A 24443-nucleotide genomic window follows, 5' to 3' on the forward strand; every position below is an offset into this window, starting at 1 on the left:
CCCCCCCCCCCCCCCCACCCCCACCGGCGCCGTACGCGAGCGGCGCCCGAGAACAAGACCTTCCGGAGCGGTCTACGCCTTCCGGTCCGTGGCCCAGTCCGGTAGGGCTTCGGTTCTTTCCAGCCAGGCGGTCGGAGGAGCACCCGCAGGGCTGGAGGCGACGATCCCGCCGACGATCGCGCAGGTCGTGTCCACGTCACCGCCCACCTGGGCGGTGCTCCAGAAGGCACTCTCGTAGTCGCCGAGCCCCCGGGCGGCCGACCAGAGGGCGAACGGCACGGTGTCGTGCGCCGAGGTCCGCCGCCCGCAGCCGAGCACCGCCGCGACCGTCCCCGGGTCCCCGTAGTCGAGCATGTCCCGGGCCCGGCGCAGCCCGGCGCCCACCGCGCTGCGCGGCACGAGCGCGATCACTCCGTCCAGCAGGTCGCCCGGGGCGGGCGGCCCCGCCGGAGCCGCCACCAGGGCGGCCGCCGCGGCCACGGCCATCGCGCCGACGACCGCCTCACGGTGCTGGTGCGTGGGGTACGCCGAGATCTCGGCCTGGTGGGTGGCCTGCTCGGGGTCATCGGCGTAGTAGGCGCCGAGCGGGGCGATCCGCATCGCCGCCCCGTTCCCCCACGAGCCCTGGCCCTTGAACAGCGCCGAGGCGAGCTCCCGCCAGTCGCCGCCCTCGCGGACCAGCCTCAGCAGCCGGTTGACCGCGGGGCCGTACCCGCGGTCGAAGTCATGGTGCTCTGCGAACGACCGGGCGAGGTCGTCCTGGTCGATCCGGCAGTGTCTGGCCAGGACGGCCACCACGGAGCAGGCCATCTCGGTGTCGTCGGTCCACTGCCAGGGGCCGTCGGGCAGGTCACGGCGCTTGAGCAGCGGATAGTTCTCCGGGACGAAGAACTGTGATCCCAGCGCGTCCCCCACGGAGAGGCCGCGCAGGCTGGACAGGGCGCGGTCCACGCGCCCTTCGGGAGAGGAATCAGCGATCATCGCAAAGCCACTCTAACCGGTGACCCCATAGGGCTCAGGTTCACGCCAGCGTTCGAACGGCCGGTCCAGGGTGTACTTGCCGTTCTCCCCGAGAACGAGCGAGCGTGTCTCCGCGTTCCCGGGATTCGACAGCGACTCGAAGTCCGCGACGCTCCAGTGGAACCAGCGCATGCAGAACAGCCGCATCGTGAGCCCGTGCGTCACCAGCAGCACGTTCGGCGGGTGCCCGGGGTCCTCGAAGCTCCGGTACAGGCTCTCCAGGAAGGCGCCGACACGGTCGTACACGTCAGCCCCGGACTCTCCCTGCGCGAAGCGGTAGAAGAAGTGCCCGTACGCGTCCCTGTACGCCTTCTGGAGCCGCACGTCGTCGCGGTCCTGCCAGTTGCCCCAGTCCTGTTCCCGCAGTCGCGGCTCCTCCCGGACCCGTACGAGACCGGGATCCAGGCGGAACGCCCGGAACGTCTGGTGCGTGCGCCGGTAGGGCGAGACGTAGACGCTCACCCGCTCGTCACCGAAGAGGTCACGCAGCTCGCGGCCGGTGCCCTCCGCCTGGCTCCACCCCTTCTCGGTCAGCGCCAGCGCGTGATCGGGCTCGCGTTCGTACACGGTGTCGTCCGCGTTTCCCTCGGACTCGCCGTGCCGGACCAGAACGATGCGCCGTGGTCGTGCCATGCCAAGACAGTAGATCGACCCGGCCGGTTCCGAGCACCCGTACGGGCTCCATCCGGCGTAGATCACAGGGCACGCGCGCGTGGGGGCGCGTTCACACCGTCCAGCTCGGCTCCAGTCCGACGATGTCGCCGCTCACGTCCAGGACGTCGGTCTCCGTCTGGGCCCGCGCGGAGAGCCGCTCCACCCTGTTCACCTGGTACTTGCCGCGCTCCGCCTCGGAGCGCCACATGGAGAGGACCAGGAACTCGTCGCCGGGCGCCTCTCCGAAGAGCCCGCGGATCATGCCGGGCGAGCCGGCCATGGCCGGGTTCCAGACCTTCTGCTGCATCAAGGTGAAGTGCTCCGCCCGCTCCGCGTGCACCTTGAGGTGTGCCACCCGCACGACGTCCGCGTCCGTGAACTTGGCCTCGAACCCGGTCTTCACGTCGAAGCTGTAGTCGAAGAGCTTCACCTGTATGTCTTTGAACGTGCCGGACTGCGCCGCGGCGAGCCGGTCGTGGGACCGCGCCATGAAGGAGTCGTAGAAGGCCCGGCTCTCCCAGAAGCCGAACACATGGGCCACGTCGGACCGACGCCTGCTCCAGCCTCCGCCCTGTCCCCTGAACCCCGGCTCCCCGAGAAGCCCCGCCCATTTCCGCTGTCCCCGCTCGAACCCCCGACGGTCCACCACGGTGCAGCGAATCCACTTGACCAGCACCGCCTCATCGTACGGCGCGGCGCATGACGTGGCGTCACTCTCGGCTGTAGTGCGGGGACTTCGGAGGGCGCGCGTGAGTGGCCGACGGCGAACGGTCGGTCCCCCTGTTGTCGGTGGGACGACGTAGCGTGTCGGTAGCACTCAAACATCGCGCCGAGAAGGGGGAGTTCGGTGAGCAGCCTGCGCAAGGGGATCGAGAAGATCGAGGTCGGACTGAAGTGGGACCCGAGCCCGATCGGCTCGCCTCCCCATGATCTGGACCTCGTGGCGGCGACGTACACGAGCGACGCGCCGCACGGCGATCCCGACTACGTCGTGCACTTCGACAGCCGTTCGCCGGACGGCACCATCACGCTCGACCGGGACAGCCGCACGGGTCAGGGCTTCGGCTACGACGAGGTCATGACGCTCGAACTGGAGCGTCTGGCACCGCGTTACGCGCGCGTGGTCGTGGGGGTGGCGATCCAGCAGGGCGAGGAGGGCACGGACCGGACCAAGGTGTTCGGGGACGTGACCAGCACGGCGGTGCGCATACGGGAGGGGTACACGGAGCTGGCGCTCCACGACTTCGCCTCGGTGCACGGATGCTCGGCTGCGACCGTGGCCGAGTTCGTGCGGGGGGCCGACGGCGAGTGGTCGTTCCACGACACGGTGCACGGCTTCGACGGCGACCTCACCTCGTTCGCCGCCGCGATGGGCGCGCTCTAGTCCGCGCACTCGGGCGCCGGCGGGTTCGCCGCGGACGGCGAAGAGGGAGCCGACCATGGGTCGACTCCCTCTTCGTGTGCCGCTCAGGGACCTGCGCGGCGGCGCGTTCTCACGGCCGCCGCGTCAGTCCCGGGCCGCCGGTTCAGCTGCAGCCGCTGGTGGAGCCGCAGCCCTCGCAGATGTAGCAGGATCCGGCGCGCTGCATCTTCGTACCGCAGGAGAAGCAGAGCGGGGCGTCGGCCTGGATGCCCAGCTGCATCTCGACGAGCTCGGCGCTGGTGTGCGCCTGCTTCGGGGCGGGCACCTCGGCGGCGACCGCGGCCTTCGGCGTCTCGACCGCCTTCAGCTCCTGCGCACGGGGCGCGGACTGGGCCAGGCCCTCGACGTCGACCTCGTCCTCGGTGGGCTCGTAGGAGCCCGTCTCCAGGTGGCGCTGACGCTCCTCGGCGGAGTGGATGCCGAGCGCGGAGCGCGTCTCGAAGGGCAGGAAGTCGAGCGCCAGGCGGCGGAAGATGTAGTCGACGATCGACTGCGCCATCCGCACGTCCGGGTCGTCCGTCATGCCGGCCGGCTCGAAGCGCATGTTGGTGAACTTAGAGACGTAGGTCTCCAGCGGCACGCCGTACTGGAGGCCGACCGAGACGGCGATGGAGAAGGCGTCCATCATGCCCGCGAGGGTGGAGCCCTGCTTCGACATCTTCAGGAAGACCTCGCCGAGACCGTCGTCCGGGTAGGAGTTGGCGGTCATGTAGCCCTCGGCGCCACCGACGGTGAAGGAGGTGGTGATCCCCGGGCGGCCCTTGGGCAGACGCTTGCGGACCGGGCGGTACTCGACGACCTTCTCGACGGTCTCGCGGATCGTCGCCTCGGCCTTCGCGGTCACCTCGGCCTTCTCGTCCTCCTTCTTCTTGGCGGAGAGCGGCTGGCCGACCTTGCAGTTGTCGCGGTAGATGGCGAGCGCCTTGACGCCCATCTTCCAGGCCTCGAAGTAGACCTCCTCGACGTCCTCGACCGTCGCCGTCTCCGGCAGGTTGACGGTCTTGGAGAGGGCGCCCGAGATCCACGGCTGGATGGCGGCCATCATGCGGACGTGGCCCATCGCGGAGATGGAGCGCTCGCCCATGGCGCAGTCGAACACCTCGTAGTGCTCGAGCTTGAGGCCCGGGGCGTCGATCACATTGCCGTGCTCGGCGATGTGGGCGACGATCGCCTCGATCTGCTCCTCCTGGTAACCCAGGCGGCGCAGGGCCTGCGGCACGGTGCCGTTGACGATCTGCATCGAGCCGCCGCCGACCAGCTTCTTGAACTTGACCAGGGCGAGGTCGGGCTCGAGGCCGGTGGTGTCGCAGGACATCGCGAGACCGATGGTGCCGGTCGGGGCGATGACGGACGCCTGCGCGTTGCGGAAGCCGTTCTTCTCGCCGAGGCGGACGACGTCCTGCCAGGCCTCCGTGGCGGCGGCCCAGATCGGGCTGTCCAGGTCGTCCATGCGGACGGCCGCGGTGTTGGCGTCGGCGTGCTGCTTCATGACGCGCTGGTGCGGCTGGGCGTTCTTCGCGTAGCCGTCGTAGGGGCCGACGACCGCGGCGAGCTCCGCGGAGCGCTTGTACGAGGTACCGGTCATCAGCGACGTGATGGCGCCGGCGAGGGCGCGGCCGCCGTCCGAGTCGTAGGCGTGGCCGGTCGCCATGAGCAGGGCGCCCAGGTTGGCGTAGCCGATGCCGAGCTGGCGGTAGGCGCGGGTGTTCTCGCCGATCTTCTCGGTCGGGAAGTCGGCGAAGCAGATGGAGATGTCCATCGCGGTGATGACGAGCTCGACGACCTTGGCGAAGCGCTCGACGTCGAAGGACTGGTTGCCCTTGCCGTCGTCCTTGAGGAACTTCATCAGGTTCAGCGAGGCGAGGTTGCAGGACGTGTTGTCCAGGTGCATGTACTCGCTGCACGGGTTCGAGCCGTTGATGCGGCCGGACTCCGGGCACGTGTGCCAGTGGTTGATGGTGTCGTCGTACTGGATGCCCGGGTCGGCGCAGGCCCAGGCGGCCTCGGCCATCTTGCGGAAGAGCGACTTGGCGTCGACCTCCTCGATGACGTCACCGGTCATACGGGCGCGCAGGCCGAACTTGCCACCGGACTCGACGGCCTTCATGAACTCGTCGTTCACGCGCACCGAGTTGTTGGCGTTCTGGTACTGGACGGACGTGATGTCGTCGCCGCCCAGGTCCATGTCGAAGCCCGCGTCGCGCAGGGCGCGGATCTTCTCCTCTTCCTTCACCTTGGTCTCGATGAAGTCCTCGATGTCGGGGTGGTCGACATCCAGGATGACCATCTTGGCCGCGCGGCGGGTGGCGCCGCCCGACTTGATCGTTCCTGCGGAGGCGTCGGCACCGCGCATGAAGGAGACGGGCCCCGAGGCGTTGCCGCCGGAGGAGAGCAGTTCCTTGGAGGAACGGATGCGGGAGAGGTTCAGGCCGGCGCCGGAGCCGCCCTTGAAGATCATGCCCTCTTCCTTGTACCAGTCGAGGATCGACTCCATGGAGTCGTCGACGGCCAGGATGAAGCAGGCGGAGACCTGCTGGGGCTGCGGCGTGCCCACGTTGAACCACACCGGCGAGTTGAAGCTGAAGATCTGGTGCAGGAGGGCGTACGCCAGCTCGTGCTCGAAGATCTCGGCGTCGGCGGGCGAGGCGAAGTACTTGTAGTCCTCACCGGCCTTCCGGTACGTCTTCACGATGCGGTCGATGAGCTGCTTGAGGCTCACCTCGCGCTGCGGAGTGCCGACGGCACCGCGGAAGTACTTGCTGGTGACGATGTTGACCGCGTTCACCGACCAGAAGTCGGGGAACTCGACGCCACGCTGCTCGAAATTGACCGAGCCGTCGCGCCAGTTGGTCATGACGACGTCGCGATGCGCCCACTCCACCTCGTCGTACGGGTGCACGCCGGGGGTGGTGTGGATGCGCTCGATACGCAGACCCTTGGTGGCCTTGGAACCCTTCGCGCGGGAACCTCGTGCCGGGCCGCTCGCCGTCTCTGTCATGCCGCCTCCCATATATCGGGCTAAAACGCCCTAAAGTGCCTCGATCTTCCCGTGGCACGGTGTGTGTCTTGTATTGCGGTGCCGCTTTCGCCGCCCGCAACAGGTCTCTGGATGCCGCCGTCGGCCCGTGGGCCGTCAGTCGGCGGCGTGGGCGGGCACGGGGACTTCGACAGTCCCGCCGGTCCCGCTCTCACTCTCTGCGCAATCCCTGCCCGCGTCGTCCGCCGTCGCGCCGGGCGCTTGTTCCCTCAGCTCCGCGATCGCCGACTCGAAGTCCTCCAGCGAGTCGAACGCCCGGTACACGGACGCGAATCGCAGGTAGGCCACGAGGTCCAGCTCCTGCAGCGGTCCCAGTATGGCCAGGCCCACGTCATGAGTGGTCAGCTCGGCGCTTCCGGTGGCGCGCACCGCCTCCTCGACCCGCTGGCCGAGCAGGGCGAGGGCGTCCTCGGTCACCGGACGCCCCTGGCACGCCTTGCGGACGCCGTTGATGACCTTGGTGCGGCTGAAGGGTTCCGTCACGCCGCTCCGCTTGACCACCATCAGTGAGCAGGTCTCCACCGTCGTGAAACGACGGGAGCAGTCCGGGCACTGACGGCGCCGGCGGATGGACGTGCCGTCGTCGGTGGTGCGGCTGTCGACGACACGGCTGTCGGGATGCCTGCAGAAGGGGCAGTGCATGAACTCCAACCCTCCTTCACGGCACGACTCGATAGCCTCGAAAGGGCTGGTCGCACCTCCCGAAGCAGCCCCAAGCATAGGCGATGGCCACGGCCCCGATGGACGCGGGACCACAACTTCTGGGCTGCCGAGGCAATCCAACCACTACATCTGGGGTTTGGCCGCCTAATCGGCCCTACGCGTGTCGCGGCGCCGTTTCGGGCCCCACGAGGCCGCGCGGCGCCCCTGAACGCAGGCGCCCGCGGGTTCGCGGGTACGGAAAACGGGGGTCACGGCCGAGCGACCGAGGTGCGGATGGCAGACTGATGCAGCCCACGGAGAGGTCCTCGACCCCGGCGGTGAAGCGTACCGGATTGAGCCGAAATGCCTCACTCCGACAGCGGTAGCCATACACCCGAGCACATGATCACGACAAGTAATCTACGGTTTTTCACTCGAACGTGTGTTTGGCGCAACCTTTCGAAAGGAACTACCGTTGGCTAGCTAGGGAGACATTCTCGAGAGGGGCCCACCGACGTGACCACGACCGCAGACAGTGCCACCATCACTGCCCAGGGCCGCGCCCAGGGCCGACTCGAGCCGGTGCATGCCATGAATGACGCCGCCATGGCCCAGGAGGGCCCCAAGCCAGGGCGCTCGTTGCCCGGTCGGCCCCCAGGAATCCGCGCGGACAGCACGGGCCTCACGGACCGGCAGCGCCGCGTGATCGAGGTCATCCGGGACTCGGTGCAGCGGCGTGGGTACCCGCCGTCGATGCGTGAGATCGGCCAGGCGGTCGGCCTGTCCAGCACGTCGTCCGTCGCGCACCAGCTGATGGCTCTCGAGCGCAAGGGCTTCCTGCGCCGCGACCCGCACCGTCCGCGCGCGTACGAGGTCCGCGGCTCCGACCAGCCGAGCACGCAGCCCACGGACACGACGGGCAAGCCCGCGGCGTCGTACGTGCCGCTGGTCGGCCGGATCGCCGCCGGTGGCCCGATCCTCGCCGAGGAGTCCGTCGAGGACGTCTTCCCGCTCCCCCGGCAGCTGGTCGGTGACGGTGAGCTCTTCGTCCTCAAGGTCGTCGGTGACTCGATGATCGAAGCAGCGATCTGTGACGGGGACTGGGTGACCGTCCGCCGCCAGCCCGTCGCGGAGAACGGGGACATCGTCGCCGCCATGCTGGACGGGGAGGCCACGGTCAAGCGCTTCAAGCGCGAGGACGGCCACGTCTGGCTGCTCCCGCACAATGCCGCGTACCAGCCGATCCCCGGCGACGAGGCGACCATCCTCGGCAAGGTCGTGGCCGTTCTGCGCCGCGTCTGACGCACTCCCTGACCGGGCCCCGGAACCAACTGCGCCGGTTCCGGGGCCCTGCACTGTCCGAATTCCCGATCGAACACCTCGGGCTCGGCTCGCAGGTGTATGAGGCCTGGAGCCGCTCGCACACACCGGGCGGCCGTTCCGGGCCGTGAGTGGTACGGCGACCTGGATCCGGCCGCGCTTGCCTGGCCTGCGCGTCTACTCCTCGTCGGCCTCTGATCCGGCCTTCTCGCCGGCCTGCGCCGCGGCGTCGATGGCCGCGAGCGAGCGGCGTACCTGGTTGCGGTCCACCGTGTACCAGAAGTCGGGCATCGAGGCCCGCAGATAGCTGCCGTAGCGAGCCGTCGCGATGCGCGGGTCGAGGACAGCGACGACACCGCGGTCGCCCGTGGCCCGGACGAGCCGGCCCGCTCCCTGCGCCATCAGCAGGGCGGCGTGGGTCGCGGCGACGGCCATGAACCCGTTGCCCCCCGCGTCCTCCACTGCCTTCTGGCGGGCGCTCATCAGCGGGTCGTCGGGGCGCGGGAACGGGATCTTGTCCATGACGACCAGCTGGCAGCTGGCGCCCGGGACGTCCACGCCCTGCCAGAGCGACAGCGTGCCGAACAGGCAGGTCTTGGGGTCCGCTGCGAAGCCCTTGATCAGCTCCCCGAGAGTGTCCTCGCCCTGCAGCAGGATCGGGTACTCGGGGATGCGTGCGCGCAGCTCCTCAGCCGCGGCCTGGGCGGCCCGCATCGAGGAGAACAGGCCGAGCGTGCGGCCGCCGGCGGCCTGCATCAGCTCCGCCAGCTCGTCCATCATGTCGGAGCGCGTGCCCTCGCGCGCGGGGCGGGCCAGGTGCTTGGCGACGTAGAGGATGCCCTGCTTCGGGTAGTCGAAGGGCGAGCCGACGTCGAGGCCCTTCCACTCCGGCAGGTCGTCTCCGTGCGTGCCTTCCGGGGCCAGGCCGAGCGACGCCCCCACCCCGTTGAAATCACCGCCGAGCTTCAGGGTCGCCGAGGTCAGGACGACGGAGCGGTCGGTGAAGAGCTTCTCGCGGAGCAGCCCGGACACCGACATCGGGGCGACCCGCAGGGAGGCGCCGAAGCGCTCATGGCGCTCGTACCAGACGACGTCCCACTCCGACCCGTTCGTGATCCGCTCCGAGACGTCGTGGATCGTCTCCACGGAGGCGAGCGCCTGCTTGCGCACCGCGTCCTCGTCTTGGACGGACTTGTCCCGCGTGGAACCGAGCGCCGTGATCACAGTGCGGGCGGCGTCGCGCAGTGCCATCAGGGCGTATCCGAGATCCTCGGGGATCTCCTCGAGGCGGCCCGGCAGCGCGAGCTCCATGAGCCGCTCGAAGCCCTCGGCAGCGGTCTGGAGCTGGTCGGCCGCCTTCTCGTTCACGAGCTTGGCGGCGCGGCGCACCGCGCGGTTGACCTGGCCCGGAGTGAGCTCTCCGGTCGCCACTCCGGTCACCCGGGAGACCAGCTCGTGGGCCTCGTCCACGATCAGCACCTCGTGCTGCGGCAGGACCGGCGCGCCCTCGATGGCGTCGATCGCGAGCAGCGCGTGGTTCGTGACGATGACGTCGGCCAGCTTGGCCCGCTCCCGGGCCATCTCGGCGAAGCATTCCTGGCCGTACGCGCACTTCGACGCGCCCAGGCACTCCCGCGAGGAGACGGAGACCTGGGACCAGGCCTTGTCGGAGACGCCGGGGGTCAGGTCGTCCCGGTCGCCCGTCTCCGTCTCGTCCGCCCAGTCCCGCATCCGCAGCAGGTCCTGGCCGAGCTTGCTGGTCGGAGCGGCCGCCTCGAACTGGTCGAAGAGGCCCTCCTCCTCTTCCTGCGGCACTCCTTCGTGAAGGCGGTGCAGGCACAGATAGTTCGACCGGCCCTTGAGCATCGCGAAGTTGGGCCGGCGCCGCAGCAGCGGGTGCAGGGACTCCACGGTGCGCGGCAGATCCCGCTCGACGAGCTGGCGCTGCAGCGCCAGTGTGGCCGTGGCGACCACCACGCGCTCCCCGTGGGCCAGCGCCGGCACGAGATAGCCGAGCGACTTTCCGGTACCGGTGCCGGCCTGGACCAGCAGATGGGAGCCGTCGTCGATCGCCTCGGCGACCGTCTCGGCCATGGTCACCTGGCCAGGGCGCTCCGTGCCGCCGACGGCGGTGACGGCGGCGTGCAGGAGCTCGGGGAGTGAGGGCTTCGTCATAGCTCGACCACCCTAAACGGCACCACTGACAATCCCGCGATCACGGTTGGTGCAGGGGGTTGGCCACGGTGCCGTGCACGGCGGCGTGCGGCCGGTGGGCGCGGTCGCGGTAGCCGTCCAGGTGCAGACGGTTGCGGTTGAGGCACAGCCGCTCGATACGGGGAGTGAGCAGGTCGAACATCTCGTACCGGTCCTTGAGCTCCGGGAAGCGCGCCTGATGGTGCAGGATCTCGGCCCGGACCAGCGACCAGAACGCGTGCTCGGGCACGCCCAGCTGCTCCTCGCACAGCGGCGCCAGGTAGCGGAAGACGCCCACGAAGAGTCCTGAGTGGATGAACTGTGTCAGGAAGTCGGGGTGCTCCGTGAGCAGGACCTCGCGTACGTCCTCGGGCATCGCCGCGTGCTCGGGCAGCGGCTCGGCACTGATGTTGACGTCGTCCACGAAGTCCTTGACCGCGAGGCGGACCGGGACGTCCTGTTCGTCGAACACGACGATGGCGTTCTCTCCATGGGGCGAGAAGACCGTGCCGTAGTGGTAGAGGAAGCGCAGCAGGGGCGGTAGCAAGGCTGTGAAGAGCCGGGTCAGCCAGGTCTTGGGGTCGAGTCCTGAACGCTCCACCAGCTCGGCGACGAAGGCGCGTCCCTGGGGGTCGGTGTGCAACAAGGAGGCGAGCGTCCGGGCCCGCTCCCCCGCGGCCAGGTGGCGCGTCACCGGCTCGCGCCAGATCGCGCCCAGGAGCTCCTTGTACTGATAGGGGACTTCGTCGAGCCGGTCGTACAAGGGGTGCTCGACGGTCACCGAGGCCACCTCGCCGAGCAGGATGACGCCGCACTCGTCCCTCAGGAAGGGGTCGGCGTCGCGCAGTGTCCGCATCCAAGTGGTGACGGCCGGCGCCGCGATGGTGCGTTCCGTGGGGAGCCCGCGCCATACAAGGGTGTTGAGGATCGACAACGGCAGTTTCACCGTGAGCCGCTCGGGGCGGCTGGTGTTGAGGAAGGTACGGATGGATTGCTGTGGCAGTCGCAGGTCGCCGTCGCACGGGAGCGGGACGATGGTGCCGTCGGCGACGGCGGGTGCGAAGAGCGGCAGGACGATGTCGTCCCACTGCCAGGGGTGGACGGGCAGGCAGAGGTAGTCGCCGGGGTCCAGGCCCCGGTCACGCAAAGTCCGGTCGAACAGTTCCCTTGTCGGTGCGTCCAGTTCGCGGGAGTAGAGGGAATCCGCCGATGCGAGTCCTGCCACTCCGCGATATGTGGCGAGGCTGGTGTGGACGGCGATCCAGGGGAGGGTCGTGGGGTGTCGGGCCTCGGGGGTCCAGCGGGCCGCGTCAGAGGCGGAGAAGCCGAGGCGGCCCTTGTTCAGGACGAGCCAGGGGTGACCGGTCTGATGCCCCTCGAGCTCGGCGTATCCGAGGTCGGCGAGCTGCGCGGCGCTGAGCGCGGTGTGGTCGAGGCGGGCGTCGGCGGCGAGGGTGACGGTCAGTTCGCGGATGAGGTGCCCGAGCGTGGTGCCGTCCAGACCGAGGAGGTCGCGGGCTCGGACGACGAAGTCCAACGGGTCGGTGGCGGGGCGCCCGGGCTCGCCCGTCGCCGAGTCCGTCTCATCGGACGCCCAGGTCAGGGAATCCGGGTCGACCTGCCAACTGCCGTAGGCGCCGCGTCGGGCGCGGAAGTGGAGGATCGCGTCGTCACCTGACGTGGAACCGGCGGGCACGGTCAGGGCGTAGGGCTGGTGGCCGGTCTCCGCCGGGTCGGTGCGTTCACCGTCGGTGGGGCCACCGACGGTGGGGTCACCGCCGGTGGGGATGGTCTCGGTGGGTTCACCCTCGGTGGGGAGGGTCTCGGTGGAGGCGCTCTGCCCGAACGGCCGGGCGGGGCTGTCGACGGGTGTCGGGCTGAGGATCTCCTCGTAACTGAATTCGGCGATGAGCTTGGCGACCAGCCGCGCACCCGCCCGGCCCCAGTTCTCACGCGTCAGCTCGGGCGGGTCGTACAGCACGTGCGGCTCGGTGGAACTCGGGGCGTCGGACGGATTCGGCACGGGGACTCCTCGCGAGGGAACCGGATCGGGGTGAGCGGTGTACTAAAAGTGATCGGCTCGCAGCACGGAGCGCAGAGTTCGGTCACGGATCATGAGCGCGGCCCGTTTGTCCGGCAGGTCGACCTCGGCGGAAAGACGGAAGCCGGCGCTCAGAAAGGCTGAGACGGAAGGGGTGTTGCGGATGTCGGGCTCTGCTACGACACGTGCGCAGGAGGGCCGGTGGTCGAGGATCAGGTCCGCGACCACCGTGAGCAGGGCTGTGCCGAGACCTCGCCCTCGGTCGGCGACCCCGCCGATGAGCAGATGGATACCGGTGTCGTGGGGACGGGCCGGGTAGTACCGGGCGAGCGGGTCCAGGTCGGCGCGGTAGATCTCCCAGTAGCTCATCGGGGTGCCGTCCAGGACGCCGAGGCAGGGGACGCTGCGGCCGTCGCCCCTGAGCTGCGGGCGCAGATGTTCCGCGGTGACCGTGTCCGGGCCCGCCAGTTCCCAGAAGGCCGACACGGCCGGGTCGTTCATCCATCGGCTGATGAGGTCCAGGTCCCGTTCGAGCCGCACCGGCACGAGTTGGAAGACACCTGCGGGTGTGGCGGCGGGGCCCCACTCCCCCACGTTGTCGAGCAGGTCGTGCTGGAGCGGCGGCAGCGGGTCCGGGCTCGACCGCTGCTCGCCGACGGGCCGGGCCGCGGGCAGGGCGCTGTCCTGCTCGGCGATGAGTCCCAGCAGCTCGTCGGGGAGCCGCAGGTCCACGGTGTCCCGGCCGTCCTCGTCCTCCGCGCGGGATGCGGTGACGGCCGGATCGGCGGTGGGGGTGGTGCCGGCGTCGGTGCTCGCATCGGTCGGGGGCACGGCGGGTTCCTCTCGGACAGTGAGTGGGGTGCGGGCTTCGGCCGCAGAAGAGCTGCTTCGCCGAGGCTGCGTCCGGTGCCCCGAGTCTTCGGAGCACCGGGAGTTCTTCGGCGGAAGGAACGGAGACAGAGGACAGAGACGGAGGGATGGAGCGAGAGGGAGTGGGAGAGCGCTCGCGAAGGTGCGCCCCCTCAGGAAAGGAGAGGGTTGGTGATGGTGACGTAGACGGATTGGGTGTCGACCGGGCCGACGAGCTCGTCGAGGCCGTGGAGCCGGGTGAGCAGGTTCGCCTTGCACCGCAGGGTGGTCGTCTCGAGCAGCCGGCTGGGGAACGGGCTGCGCAAGCGGTCGGGTCCGGTGGCAGCGCCTTCGAGGAATCGGCGGAAGGCGGCGAGCAACAGGCGTTCGTCCGCGAGCCGTTGGGAGCCGAAGGCCCCGATGAGACCGAGGACGTTGTTGATGCCGAGGTAGTAGGCGAAGCGCTCGTCGGTGACCTCGTCGGAGACGAAGGTGTCGCTGCGCTGCCCGATGCCGGGATGCCTGCGGTCGAGCTCGACGCGCCGGGACTCTCGGAAGTAGTAGCCCTGGTTGTCGCGGTAGCGCCCGCCGGCCGGCCAGCCGTCGGGGTCCAGTAGGAGCACAGTGTTCTGTTGGTGGGCCTCGAGGGCAATGCCAGCCTCGCTGTCGAGCCAGAGCACAGGGCGCACGACATGTTCCAGGTAGCGCAGGAACCACTCGGTGGAGACGGCTCCGAGGGATCTGCCGGTGCGCGCCGCGAGGCCGGTGACGAGGTCGGCGAGGCGGGAGCTCAGCGGGTGGCCCTCGGACCGGTCTTCCACGCGGCCGGACGGGAGACCGGCGGAGAGATCAGTGGACAGACCGGTAGAGAGAGGTGCGGAGGCACGGGTCGAAGGACGCGGGGAGACGAGGCCGGCGACGCAGCAGGCGTCGCCCTGGCCGAAGGGGTTGTTGCGGATCATCACGTCGAGTCCGGGCACGGGTGTGCCGGACGGCGCGTCGACGGCGAGCCAGGCCGGGTCTCTGACGATGTCGAAGCCGGGGTGCGCGGCACGCCATTGCGCGGCGAGTCCGGTGCGGAGAAGTCGATGGACCTCCACGCCCCGGTGGAGTTCCTTACGGAGGTTCTCCCTGCGGGAGTTGGTGATGCGCAGGCCGAGGGAGAGCTTGAGCATCGCCGGGGAGTCGGGGCGGTACAGGGTGCGGACGGAGGAGGTGGGATACCAGGCGTCACCGTGGGGGCCGAGGTCGCGCAGCAGGCCGGAGTCGAACAGGGCCGTGGTGTCGGCGCGGTGCTGGAACTCTCGTGCCTGCCAAGGGTGAACGGGCAGCGCGGCCCAGCCCGCGGGCAGCGGCAGTTCGGTGCCGGCGAGTTGAGAGGTCAGGTCTGCGGCGGTGACAGGACGGCCGCGTTCGGTCCAGGCGGAGTCCTGGGCGAGGACGTCGGGTGAGACGGCGATCCAGTGGAGGGGGAAGGAGCCGCGCACTTCGGGTGAGTACAGGCGCCCTTCGGTTTCGGAGAGGCCTTCGCGGCTCTTCGGGGTGGGGTGCAGGGGGTGTCCGAGAAGCAGTGACTGTTCGCCGGCGAGGAAGCGGTCCAGGACGTCGACGGGCCGGGCACGTCGGTCGGCGATGAATTCGGCGGTGCGCCGGACCGAGTCGGCGACCCGGCCGACCAGATCGCTGCCGTCACCGGACGGTACGGGGCCGGGGTCGCCGGGGAGCAGGTCGGACGACGGGGCAGTCACGGGCTGCTCGGCGTGAAGAGAAGCTGCTCCGGACGCGCCCCCATCGGCTTCCGGCGTCGCCACCGACGCGGACGCCGGCCCCGTCGCCGAGGTGACGACCTGCCCTGCCTGCGCTTCCGCACCGGCCGCCGTCTTGTCTCCGGAGTCGTCGGCCGAGGCGTCGATGGCGGAGCCTTCCGCGCCGGGCCCGGATTCACGGCTCAGCAGGGCGGCGAGGGTGACGGCGTCCGCGTACGGCGCGGAGCGGGGGCCGTTCTCCAGGCGGGGCAGGCCGAAGCGGTGCCAGCCGGTGGGTGACCAGTAGTGGACAGGGACGAGGAGTGCGGTGCCGCTCGCGGGCAGGGGGATGCGGAGCGGGCCGCGGGAAGGAGGAGCGATGTCGTTCTCACGGACCCAGCAGCGCAGCAGGTTCTCGATTGCGGCCGCCTGGGCGGCGGTTGCTGCGTCGGTGTGTTCCAGGAGGTCGGTGGCGCCGGAGGTTTCCAGGAGGTCAGTGGCGCCGGGGGTTTCCAGGAGGTCGGTGCCGCCGGAGGTGGTGCGCGGCCGGTCTCCGTCCTGGCCGTCGGCGGTCTTCTGGCGGGGGACGGTGTCCCGGGCCATGGCGTGGGGGGACTGCGTGTCGCAGGCGCCTGCGGAGGGTCGGGGACGGCCGTCGGAGGCGGGAGTCGCGTTCAAGGGGGCTTCCTCGCGTGGGGTGGTGGGCTCCGTGATGCGGTGGTCCGGTCGGTCCGGTGTGCCGATTCCGCGATGGGTCGAGGCAGGCCGTTGGGGGCTCGGCCGGCTCCGGCTAGGTGAGGTGCTGGGCTCGGGCGACGGCCGCGAAGGCGTCCGCGAGCCGGTCGATGACGGCAGCGGCCTGCTCATCGGTGATGGTCAGCGGCGGCAGGAGACGTACGACGCTGGAGTGCCGTCCGCCGAGTTCGACGATGAGCCCGCGTTCCAGACAGGCGTCGCGTACGGCGCCGGCGATGCCGGGTGCGCCCGGACGCGGCGCGCGGCGATTCGCGAAGAGCGGGTCCTCGGAGTGGTCAGGTCTGGAGGGGAACAGGTCGCCGTCGCGCAGTTCCTCGCCGCGCACATCTCCGCCCCGCACATTGCGAGCCCGTCCGTCCCGTCCGTCCGCGCCACCACCCTGCGCAGGAACCCCGGCGCCGCCCCGGTGGAGACTCCGGCCTTCGAGCCCATTCCTGGGCGCGGGCGCGGACGGGGACGCGGAGGCATGGGCGGAGGCCGAAGCAGAGGCAGGGCCGGACGTCGGCCCGCCCGAGGACGGGTCGGGGTCGACCAGTTCGACGCCGATCATGAGCCCCCGGCCGCGGACGTCACCGATGTACGGGAACTCCTTCGCCAATGCGTTCAGTTGGTCGAGCATGCGGGCGCCGAGGGTGGCAGCGCGGGCGGCGAGGTCGTTCTCCCTGACGTAGGACAGGGTCGCGGCGCCTGCGGCCATCGCGAGTTGGTTGCCGCGGAAGGTGCCGGCGTGGGCACCCGGGGGCCAGACGTCCAGGTCGTCGCGGTAGACGATGACGGCAAGGGGGAGGCTGCCGCCGATCGCCTTGGACAGGACCATGACGTCGGGGACGACCCCGCTGTGGTCGACGGCCCAGAAGGCGCCGGTGCGGCCGACGCCCGTCTGCACCTCGTCGGCGATGAGGGGGATCGAGCGTTGCTCGGTGATGGCGCGCATGCGGCGAAGCCAGGCGTCGGGGGCCGGGATCACTCCGCCTTCGCCCTGTACGGGTTCGAGGATCATCCCGGCCGGCTGGGGCACTCCCGCTTTGGTGTCGTCGAGGAGCGACTCGGTCCAGTGGGCTGCGAGTTCGGCGCCGCGGGGGCCGCCGACGCCGAAGGGGCAGCGGTAGTCCTGGGGATAGGGCAGGCGCGTGACGCGGACGTCCGTCGCGCCGCCGGACGCGGCCAGCGCTCCCGCGGTCATCCCGTGGTAGGCGCCCGTGAAGGCGAGCAGGCCGGTGCGGCCGGTGGCGGCGCGGACGAGTTTGAGCGCGGCCTCCACGGCGTCCGTCCCTGCGGGGCCACAGAACTGGATGCGGGCGCGGTCGGCGAGGCCGGGCGGCAGGGTGCGGAACAGTTCGGTGGTGAAGGCGTCCTTCACCGGGGTGGCCAGGTCGAGGACGTGCAGTGGGGCCCCGGAGTCGAGGACGCCGCGGATGGCTTCGAGCACCACGGGGTGGTTGTGGCCCAGGGCGAGCGTGCCGGCTCCGGAGAGGCAGTCCAGGTAGCGGCGGCCGTCGGCGCCCTCGATGGTGAGCCCCCGTGCCCGTACGGGCACGATCGGCAGCGCACGCGCGTAGGTGCGCGCGGCCGACTCCCGCGCGGACTGGCGGCGCAGGATTCCCTCGTGCTCGGTGGTGCCGCGCGCGGTTGCTCCGCGCGCCGCCGCGTCGTGCGGGGCGGCCGCCGGCACGGGCGAAGGATCGGTCACGGCCACGTCTGCTGGTCCTCCCGCTGGGCGTACGGCCGACACGGGTCGTCGGCTCACCTGTGGGCGGCACGCAGCGGTGCGCGCTTCCTGCGGCTGTCCGGGCGCCGGGCCGGGACGGACCGAGGGCTGCGCGCCGACTGCGAATCCCCCGTGCGTACCAACGACGGGAGGGCGCGAGGAACACGGGTCGTGCATCGACGAATGACGAGACCTTTGTCACGCCGCCGTCACGCGGCGTAGGGGGTGGCCCGCACACCACCCCTCGCCGCCGAACGACTCGCCCCGGCCTCCGCGCCCCCTCGACGGTCAGCCGTGTACGGCTCGGGCTCCGTCCGCCTCGGTGCCGCTTTGGTGCCGCTCGGTCCCAGTTGGTCCTGCGCGAACGCGGGCCGACGGCCGCCGCCGGGGCCGTTCCGAGGTCGGGCCGGGGTGCGTCGGAGCGAGGGAAGCGCAGGCCACAGCGGGCGTGAGGGGCGGTTGACGGGGGTGCTCGCCTTGTAGCCGAACCGTTGCGGATCCGTCGGTCGGCTCCGACGGCACCGGCATAGTGTGGGGTGCCGTTCGGGGAGGGACTCAAGGCGCCCGTCCCCCGCACGAGTACGGCAGTGCACGATGACGAAGCCCAGGGGGATTCACGACATGCGACCCACACGCCCGCTGTTCGCCGCTCGCCGCGCAGGGAGTGCGCGCGGGAGAACGACCCCCGTGGTGGCGGCTGTTGCGCTCGGCGCCGTCCTCACGCTGACCGCCACCGCGTGCGGTCCGACCGAGGACGACGCGAACAGCAAGCCGACGGCCGCCGCGCCCGCGGAGGGTGACGGCATCCAGGTTCCGGACGACATCAAGGACCGGCTCAAGGAGCACGGGATCGATCTGGACAAGTGGAAGGGCGGCGAGTGGAAGAACTGGGACAAGGACAAGTGGCTTCGTGAGGCGAAGGACTTCGTCAATCCCATCATCGACGGCCTGTGGGACTCGGACCGCATGCGGGACGCGGACAAGAACCCGGACCACGAGGTCGACGACAACGACATCTCGGGCGACCAGGGTGTGACCGACCCGACGCCGAAGCCGGTGCGGGCCGCCGCTGCCGCGACGCCGTACCACGACAGCGCTCCGTACGCGGGCAAGCTGTTCTTCGACGGGCCCGAGGGTTCGATGGTGTGCTCGGCCACGGTCGTGACCGACCCGGCGCACCCCGGCAAGTCGAACATGATCTGGACGGCCGGCCACTGCGTCCACGCGGGCAAGAACGGCGGCTGGTACCGGAACATCGCGTTCGTGCCCTCGTACAACAACGGCGGCAAGTCGGCGGACCAGCTGCAGGGTGCCGCCAAGAGCGAGGTCGCCCCGTACGGCGTGTGGTGGGGTTCCTGGGCGCAGACCTCCGACCAGTGGATCGAGCAGGGCGGTCCGACCGGTGGTGAGGGTGCTCCGTACGACTTCGCCGCGATCCACGTGACGCCGGAGAAGGGCAGCACGGGCAAGTCGCTGGAGGAGACGGTGGGTTCCGCGCTTCCGGTGAACTTCAACGCCCCGGCGGTGCCGGAGATCGCGCAGCTGACCGCGAAGGGCTACCCGGCGGCGCCGCCGTACGACGGCCAGAAGCTGTACCAGTGCGCCGACAAGCCGGGCCGGCTGTCGCTGAACGACACGGACCCGACGATGTACCGCATCGGCTGCACGATGACCGGTGGTTCGTCCGGTGGTGGCTGGGTCGGCCAGGGTTCCGACGGCAAGCCGGCGCTGGTGTCCAACACCTCGATCGGCCCGGTGACTTCGGGATGGCTCGCCGGTCCGCGCCTGGGCAAGGAGGCCAAGGGGATCTACGACGCGGTGAGCAAGAAGTACGCCGGGCAGTAGCAGCCTTCCGGTTCGCGGTGGGCCACGGGCGGCGGTGAAAGCGCTGCCCGGGCCCGCCCCGGCCGGTTCGTCCGGCGGTTCGTCCGGATCTTCGGCGGGAGTGGGGAAACCTTCACCACCCCGCCGCAGTTCGTCCTCGACCTCACAGGCATAGTGGGGTGCTGTGTCACAGCGGGTCCACAGGGACATGCGCTCCGCTCATGACACGCTCATGACAGTTTCGCGTCGACGGCGGGTCGCGCCGCCGGGTCCGACGCACGTTTTCCACTCGGGGGTACTCGCACCATGCGTTCCATACGTCCGTCCGCCACGCGCGCGCGGGGGCGTCGCGGCGCTCTCGCCGTGACCGGACTCGCCGTGGTCCTGGCACTGACCGCCACGGCCTGCAACGACAGCAAGGACGACGCCGCGGGCGGCAAGCCCGCCGCCGGCGCGTCGCAGGGTTCCGACGGCGCCAAGCTGCCCGGGGACATCGCCGACCGGCTCAAGGAGCACGGCATCGACCCCGACAAGTGGAAGGACGGTGCCTGGAAGAACTGGAGCAAGGACGACTGGCTGCGCGAAGCCAAGGACTTCGTGAACCCGGTCATCGACGGGCTGTGGAAGCCGGAGCGGATGAAGTCCGCGAAGGATCCGAACAAGACGATCGCGGCGAAGGACTACGCCGACGACCAGGGCGTCTCCGACCCCGACCCGTCCCCGGTGCAGGCCCGTCCGGAGAAGACGCCGTACCACGAGAACGCCGCGCCGGTCGGCAAGGTCTTCTTCGACTCCCCCGAGGGCTCGATGGTCTGCTCGGGCACGGTCGTCAAGGACCCGCGCAACCCGGGCCGTTCGAACCTGGTGTGGACCGCGGGCCACTGCGTGCACGCCGGTTCGGCGGGCGGCTGGTACCGCAACATCATGTTCGTGCCGTCCTACAACGACATGGGCAAGTCCGCCGACGCCCTGCGCAACGCGACGCAGCAGGAGATCGCCCCGTACGGCTCGTACTGGGCGGACTGGGCGTCGACCTCGAACGAGTGGATCAACGGCGGCGGTCCGACCGGCGGCGAGGGCGCCCCGTACGACTTCGCGGTGCTGCACGTGAAGCCCGAGCAGGGCACCAAGTCCCTGGAGGAGACGGTCGGGAACGCGCTCGACGTCGACTTCACCAAGCCGTCCGTGCAGTCGGTCGGTTCGATGGGCGCCTGGGGCTACCCGGCCGCGCCGCCGTACGACGGTCTGCTGATGCACAAGTGCCTCGACCGTCCGGGCCGGCTGTCGCTCGAGCCGACGCTGCCGACCATGTACCGCATCGGCTGCACGATGACGGGCGGCTCCTCCGGCGGTGGCTGGTTCCGCGTCCGCGGCGGCAAGACGGTCCTGGTGTCGAACACCTCGATCGGCCCGGCGGACAACACGTGGCTGGCCGGACCGCAGCTCGGTGACGAGGCCAAGCAGGTCTTCGACACCATGAGCGAGAAGTACGGCAGCCAGTAGCGAGCGGTACGGCAGCCGGTCGGGCAGTGACGGCCGACCGGTTGGCGTACGACTTCCGACACAGACAGGAGGGCCCGCCCCCCGCGCCGACGGGGGGGGCCCCCCGGGGGTGGGGGGGGCCGGGGGGGGCGGCCCGGCCAGGGCGGGGAGGCCGGGGGGCCCCCGCCCCCCTTGGGGGGGGGGGGGAACTGCGCGGGAAGCCCCACCGGGCCGCAGCGGTCGCGCAGCGTGAGGAGGGTGGCGCCGCGCAGGACATGCGGTGGGCCAGGGGCCCGTAGGACCATGGACGGATGTTGCTGGCACGGCTCGCTCAGGTGTCTCAGGAGGTTGCCGCCGCCTCGGCGCGGTCCCGGAAGATCGAGCTGCTCGCGGAGCTGTTCCGGGACACGCATCCGGACGACGTGGCGATCGTCATCCCGTACCTGGCGGGGCGGCTGCCCCAGGGGAGGCTCGGGATCGGGTGGCGGGTGCTGAGCCGGCGGGTGGAGCCCGCGGCCGAGCCCCGGCTCACGGTCCAGGACGTGGACGCCGCGCTCACCGTCATCGGCGACGTCTCGGGCGCCGGTTCGCAGGCGGAGCGGACGCGGCTCGTCGGGGAACTGCTCGGCGCGGCGACGGAGCCGGAGCAGCGGTTCCTGTTCGGGCTCGTGACGGGCGAGGTCCGTCAGGGCGCGCTGGACGCGGTGGCGATCGACGGGCTGGCGAAGGCCACGGACGCGGCGCCCGCCGAGGTGCGCCGCGCGGTGATGCTGGCCGGCGGGGTGCAGCCGGTGGCGCAGGCGCTGCTGGCGCGGGGCCCGGCCGCGCTGGAGGACTTCCGCCTGACGGTGGGCCGGCCCGTGCTGCCGATGCTGGCGCACACCGCGGGGTCGGTCGGCGAGGGCCTGGACAAGCTCGGGGCGTGCGCGGTGGAGGAGAAGCTCGACGGCATCCGCGTGCAGGTGCACCGTTCCGGCGACGAGGTGGGGATCTTCACGCGCACCCTGGACGACATCACGGACCGGCTGCCCGAAGTGACCGCGGCGGCGCGCGCGTTGTACGGGACGTCGTTCGTGCTGGACGGGGAGGTCATCGCGTTCGACGCGGCGGGGCGGCCGCGCCCGTTCCAGGAGATCGCGGGCCGGGTCGGCTCCCGGGTCGACGTGGCGCGGGCGGCCGCGGCCGTGCCGGTCGCCCCCGTCTTCTTCGACGTCCTGTCCGTGGACGGGGAGGACCTGCTGGATCTGCCGTTCGCGCGGCGGCACGAGCGGCTGGCCGGTCTGGTGCCGGAGCCGATGCGGGTGCGCCGCCTCGTGGTGGAGGACGAGTCGGACGCCGAACAGCGGTCCGCGGCCGACGCGTTCTTCGCGGCGACGCTGGAGCGCGGCCACGAGGGCGTCGTCCTGAAGGGACTCGAGGCGCCGTACAGCGCGGGCCGCCGGGGCGCGTCCTGGCTGAAGGTGAAGCCCGTGCACACGCTCGACCTGGTGGTGCTCGCGGCGGAGTGGGGGCACGGGCGGCGCACCGGCCGGCTGTCCAACCTCCACCTGGGGGCACGGCGCGCCGACGGCTCGTACGCGATGCTCGGCAAGACGTTCAAGGGGCTGACGGACGCGCTCCTCGACTGGCAGACCGAGCGGCTGCGCGCGCTCGCCCTGTCCGACGACGGGCACGTGGTGACGGTGCGTCCGGAACTGGTCGTCGAGATCGCGTACGACGGCCTGCAGCGGTCCACGCGCTACCCGGAGGGCGTCACGCTGCGCTTCGCGCGGGTGGTGCGGTACCGGGAGGACAAGGCGCCCGAGCAGGCGGACACCGTGGAGACCGTCCTCGCCCAGCGGGACCGACCCTCCGACGCCTGACCGTTTCTTTGCCAAAACATGGCACGTATAAGGTGTCCCGAGCGCCGAACAAGGTGCATCCGACATCCATTCGCAGGGGGAGACGTGCCCGCTTCACGCCTGAGCAGGACACCATTGCCAGGAATCGGCATCCGCTACGACCTGACGACGCGCGAGCAACGGCTGCTGTCGGTCGTCGCCCACCGGGACGGCGGCCGCACCCTCAGCGCGTACCAGGCCGACGACCCGGACGCCTGCTCCCTGTCGCTGAAACTGACGTCGGGTGAGGCCGAGGCGCTCATCGACGCGTTGATGCCCTCGCACCACAGCCCGAACCTGCTGCACACCACGGACCTGGGCCTGGTCGCCGAGCGCATCGAGGTGGCGGCGACCTCGTACTGGAACGGGCGGCTGCTCGGCGAGACGCAGATGCGCACGGAGACCGGGGCGTCCATCGTGGCCGTGCTGCGCCGCGCGGACGCGATCCCGTCCCCCGCGCCGGACTTCCGGCTCGCGGGCGGGGACACCGTCATCGTCATCGGCACCCGCGAGGGCGTCGAGGCGGCGGCCACGATCCTGGGTCGGGAGTGATCGGATGCATTCCGCTGTCTTCCTGATCGAGTTCGGGGCGATCATCCTGGCGCTCGGCCTCCTCGGCCGGATCGCGGGGCGGCTGCGCTTCTCCCCCATCCCGCTGTATCTGCTGGCCGGTCTCGCGTTCGGCGAGGGCGGGCTGCTGCCGCTCGGCGCGAGCGAGGAGTTCGTCGCGATCGGCGCCGAGATAGGCGTGATCCTGCTGCTGCTGATGCTGGGGCTCGAGTACACGGCGAGCGACCTCGTCACGAACCTCAAGACGCAGTACCCGGCCGGCCTCGTCGACATGACCTTCAACGCGCTGCCGGGCGCCGCCGCCGCGCTGCTGATGGGCTGGGGTCCGGTCGCCGCCGTGGTGCTCGCGGGCGTCACGTGGATCTCGTCCTCGGGCGTCATCGCGAAGGTGCTCAACGACCTTGGTCGCGTCGGCAATCGCGAGACGCCGGTGATCCTCAGCATCCTCGTCCTCGAGGACCTCGCCATGGCGGTGTACCTGCCGATCATCACGGCGCTGCTGGCCGGGGTCGGCTGGGCGGCGGGCGGGATGACGCTCGCGATCGCGCTGGGCGCGGCCGGGCTCGTCCTGTTCGTCGCCGTCCGCTACGGGCGGCACATCTCGCGCTTCGTCTCCAGCGACGACCCGGAAAAGCTGCTCCTGGTGGTCCTCGGTCTGACGATCCTGGTCGCGGGGATCGCCCAGCAGCTCCAGGTGTCGGCCGCCGTCGGCGCGTTCCTCGTGGGCATCGCGCTGTCCGGCGAGGTCGCCGAGGGCACGCACACGCTGCTCTCCCCGCTGCGGGACCTGTTCGCCGCCGTGTTCTTCGTGTTCTTCGGGCTGCACACCGACCCGGCGAGCATCCCTCCGGTGCTGCTGCCCGCGCTGCTCCTGGCCGTCGTCACGGCCTGCACGAAGATCGCCACGGGGTACTGGGCGGCGCGCCGCGCCGGGATCTCCGTCAAGGGCCGCTGGCGGGCGGGCGGCGCGCTCGTGGCGCGCGGCGAGTTCTCGATCGTCATCGCGGGTCTCGCCGTCACGTCGGGGATCGAGCCGCGGCTCGGCCCGCTGGCGACCGCGTACGTGCTGATCCTGGTGATCGTGGGCCCGCTGACCGCGCGGTTCACCGAGCCGCTCGCGCAGCGTCTGTTCAAGCAGCGCGCCCCGCGGGCCGTGCCCGTGCCGGCCTCCGCCGTGCCGGAGGCACGCCCCTCGAAGGAACAGGCCGCGGAGAAGCTCGCGGAGGAGCCCGCGGCGGAGGAACCGGCCGCGGTGGACGCCTCGGACGGGGCGACCCGCGCCTGAACCCCCCGGGGCCG

Annotated in this window: 17 protein-coding genes; 7 read left to right on the forward strand and 10 right to left on the reverse strand. The window is 70.9% G+C overall.

Features of this window, described 5'->3' with window-relative positions; translation table 11 throughout:
- Nucleotides 1-72 precede the first annotated feature (72 nt).
- The 3 genes from ACFW9D_RS04860 to ACFW9D_RS04870 all read right to left on the reverse strand — a co-directional run bounded on the left by ACFW9D_RS04860 (nucleotide 73) and on the right by ACFW9D_RS04870 (nucleotide 2350).
- Nucleotides 73-981, reverse strand: coding sequence for an ADP-ribosylglycohydrolase family protein (locus ACFW9D_RS04860; protein ID WP_384617784.1), 909 nt, complete (start codon nucleotides 979-981; stop codon nucleotides 73-75).
- A 12-nt stretch (nucleotides 982-993) separates the two neighbouring features.
- A complete protein-coding gene (locus tag ACFW9D_RS04865) occupies nucleotides 994-1653 on the reverse strand; it encodes a histidine phosphatase family protein (RefSeq protein WP_384617787.1) in 660 nt (219 codons plus the stop codon).
- A gap of 91 nt (nucleotides 1654-1744) precedes the next feature.
- Complete coding sequence (locus ACFW9D_RS04870; RefSeq protein WP_188336448.1) at nucleotides 1745-2350, reverse strand: YdbC family protein; 606 nt, start codon at nucleotides 2348-2350, stop codon at nucleotides 1745-1747.
- A gap of 171 nt (nucleotides 2351-2521) precedes the next feature.
- Between ACFW9D_RS04870 and ACFW9D_RS04875 the strand changes: the two genes are divergently transcribed.
- Nucleotides 2522-3058, forward strand: coding sequence for a TerD family protein (locus ACFW9D_RS04875; RefSeq protein WP_188336449.1), 537 nt, complete (start codon nucleotides 2522-2524; stop codon nucleotides 3056-3058).
- Nucleotides 3059-3200: 142 nt separating this feature from the next.
- On the opposite strand, the gene ACFW9D_RS04880 is transcribed toward ACFW9D_RS04875, so the two are convergent.
- The gene (locus tag ACFW9D_RS04880) at nucleotides 3201-6095 is read right to left on the reverse strand and encodes a vitamin B12-dependent ribonucleotide reductase (RefSeq protein WP_188336450.1); all 2895 of its coding nucleotides are present in this window, start codon (nucleotides 6093-6095) and stop codon (nucleotides 3201-3203) included.
- Nucleotides 6096-6230: 135 nt separating this feature from the next.
- Complete coding sequence (gene nrdR / locus ACFW9D_RS04885; RefSeq protein ID WP_188336451.1) at nucleotides 6231-6776, reverse strand: transcriptional regulator NrdR; 546 nt, start codon at nucleotides 6774-6776, stop codon at nucleotides 6231-6233.
- A gap of 516 nt (nucleotides 6777-7292) precedes the next feature.
- Here nrdR and lexA point away from each other — a divergent pair.
- On the forward strand, nucleotides 7293-8078 hold the full coding sequence (lexA, locus tag ACFW9D_RS04890) for a transcriptional repressor LexA (protein ID WP_188336452.1): 786 nt from the start codon (nucleotides 7293-7295) through the stop codon (nucleotides 8076-8078).
- Nucleotides 8079-8273: 195 nt separating this feature from the next.
- Here the strand turns inward: lexA and ACFW9D_RS04895 are convergent, their stop codons facing one another.
- From ACFW9D_RS04895 to ACFW9D_RS04915, 5 genes are all read right to left on the reverse strand, one after another.
- A complete protein-coding gene (locus ACFW9D_RS04895; protein WP_384617793.1) occupies nucleotides 8274-10271 on the reverse strand; it encodes an ATP-dependent DNA helicase in 1998 nt (665 codons plus the stop codon).
- Nucleotides 10272-10311: 40 nt separating this feature from the next.
- On the reverse strand, nucleotides 10312-12312 hold the full coding sequence (locus ACFW9D_RS04900; RefSeq protein WP_384617796.1) for an IucA/IucC family protein: 2001 nt from the start codon (nucleotides 12310-12312) through the stop codon (nucleotides 10312-10314).
- Nucleotides 12313-12354: 42 nt separating this feature from the next.
- The gene (locus tag ACFW9D_RS04905) at nucleotides 12355-13161 is read right to left on the reverse strand and encodes a GNAT family N-acetyltransferase (protein ID WP_384617798.1); all 807 of its coding nucleotides are present in this window, start codon (nucleotides 13159-13161) and stop codon (nucleotides 12355-12357) included.
- A gap of 191 nt (nucleotides 13162-13352) precedes the next feature.
- The gene (locus ACFW9D_RS04910; protein ID WP_384617801.1) at nucleotides 13353-15602 is read right to left on the reverse strand and encodes an IucA/IucC family protein; all 2250 of its coding nucleotides are present in this window, start codon (nucleotides 15600-15602) and stop codon (nucleotides 13353-13355) included.
- A 112-nt stretch (nucleotides 15603-15714) separates the two neighbouring features.
- The gene (locus ACFW9D_RS04915; RefSeq protein WP_384617803.1) at nucleotides 15715-17376 is read right to left on the reverse strand and encodes a diaminobutyrate--2-oxoglutarate transaminase family protein; all 1662 of its coding nucleotides are present in this window, start codon (nucleotides 17374-17376) and stop codon (nucleotides 15715-15717) included.
- A 633-nt stretch (nucleotides 17377-18009) separates the two neighbouring features.
- Between ACFW9D_RS04915 and ACFW9D_RS04920 the strand changes: the two genes are divergently transcribed.
- The 5 genes from ACFW9D_RS04920 (at nucleotide 18010) to ACFW9D_RS04940 (ending at nucleotide 24429) form a co-directional block, all read left to right on the forward strand.
- On the forward strand, nucleotides 18010-19233 hold the full coding sequence (locus tag ACFW9D_RS04920; RefSeq protein ID WP_188336457.1) for a serine protease: 1224 nt from the start codon (nucleotides 18010-18012) through the stop codon (nucleotides 19231-19233).
- Nucleotides 19234-19518: 285 nt separating this feature from the next.
- The gene (locus ACFW9D_RS04925) at nucleotides 19519-20715 is read left to right on the forward strand and encodes a serine protease (protein ID WP_188336458.1); all 1197 of its coding nucleotides are present in this window, start codon (nucleotides 19519-19521) and stop codon (nucleotides 20713-20715) included.
- 290 nt (nucleotides 20716-21005) lie between these two features.
- Nucleotides 21006-22556 (forward strand): ATP-dependent DNA ligase, encoded by a 1551-nt coding sequence (locus ACFW9D_RS04930; protein WP_384617807.1) that lies wholly within the window; start codon nucleotides 21006-21008, stop codon nucleotides 22554-22556.
- Nucleotides 22557-22640: 84 nt separating this feature from the next.
- The gene (locus ACFW9D_RS04935; protein WP_188335287.1) at nucleotides 22641-23126 is read left to right on the forward strand and encodes a cation:proton antiporter regulatory subunit; all 486 of its coding nucleotides are present in this window, start codon (nucleotides 22641-22643) and stop codon (nucleotides 23124-23126) included.
- Between the two features lie 4 nt (nucleotides 23127-23130).
- Complete coding sequence (locus ACFW9D_RS04940; protein ID WP_384617810.1) at nucleotides 23131-24429, forward strand: cation:proton antiporter; 1299 nt, start codon at nucleotides 23131-23133, stop codon at nucleotides 24427-24429.
- Nucleotides 24430-24443 lie beyond the last annotated feature (14 nt).

The organism is Streptomyces sp. NPDC059524 (assembly GCF_042749255.1).
Lineage (GTDB): Bacteria > Actinomycetota > Actinomycetes > Streptomycetales > Streptomycetaceae > Streptomyces > Streptomyces xanthii.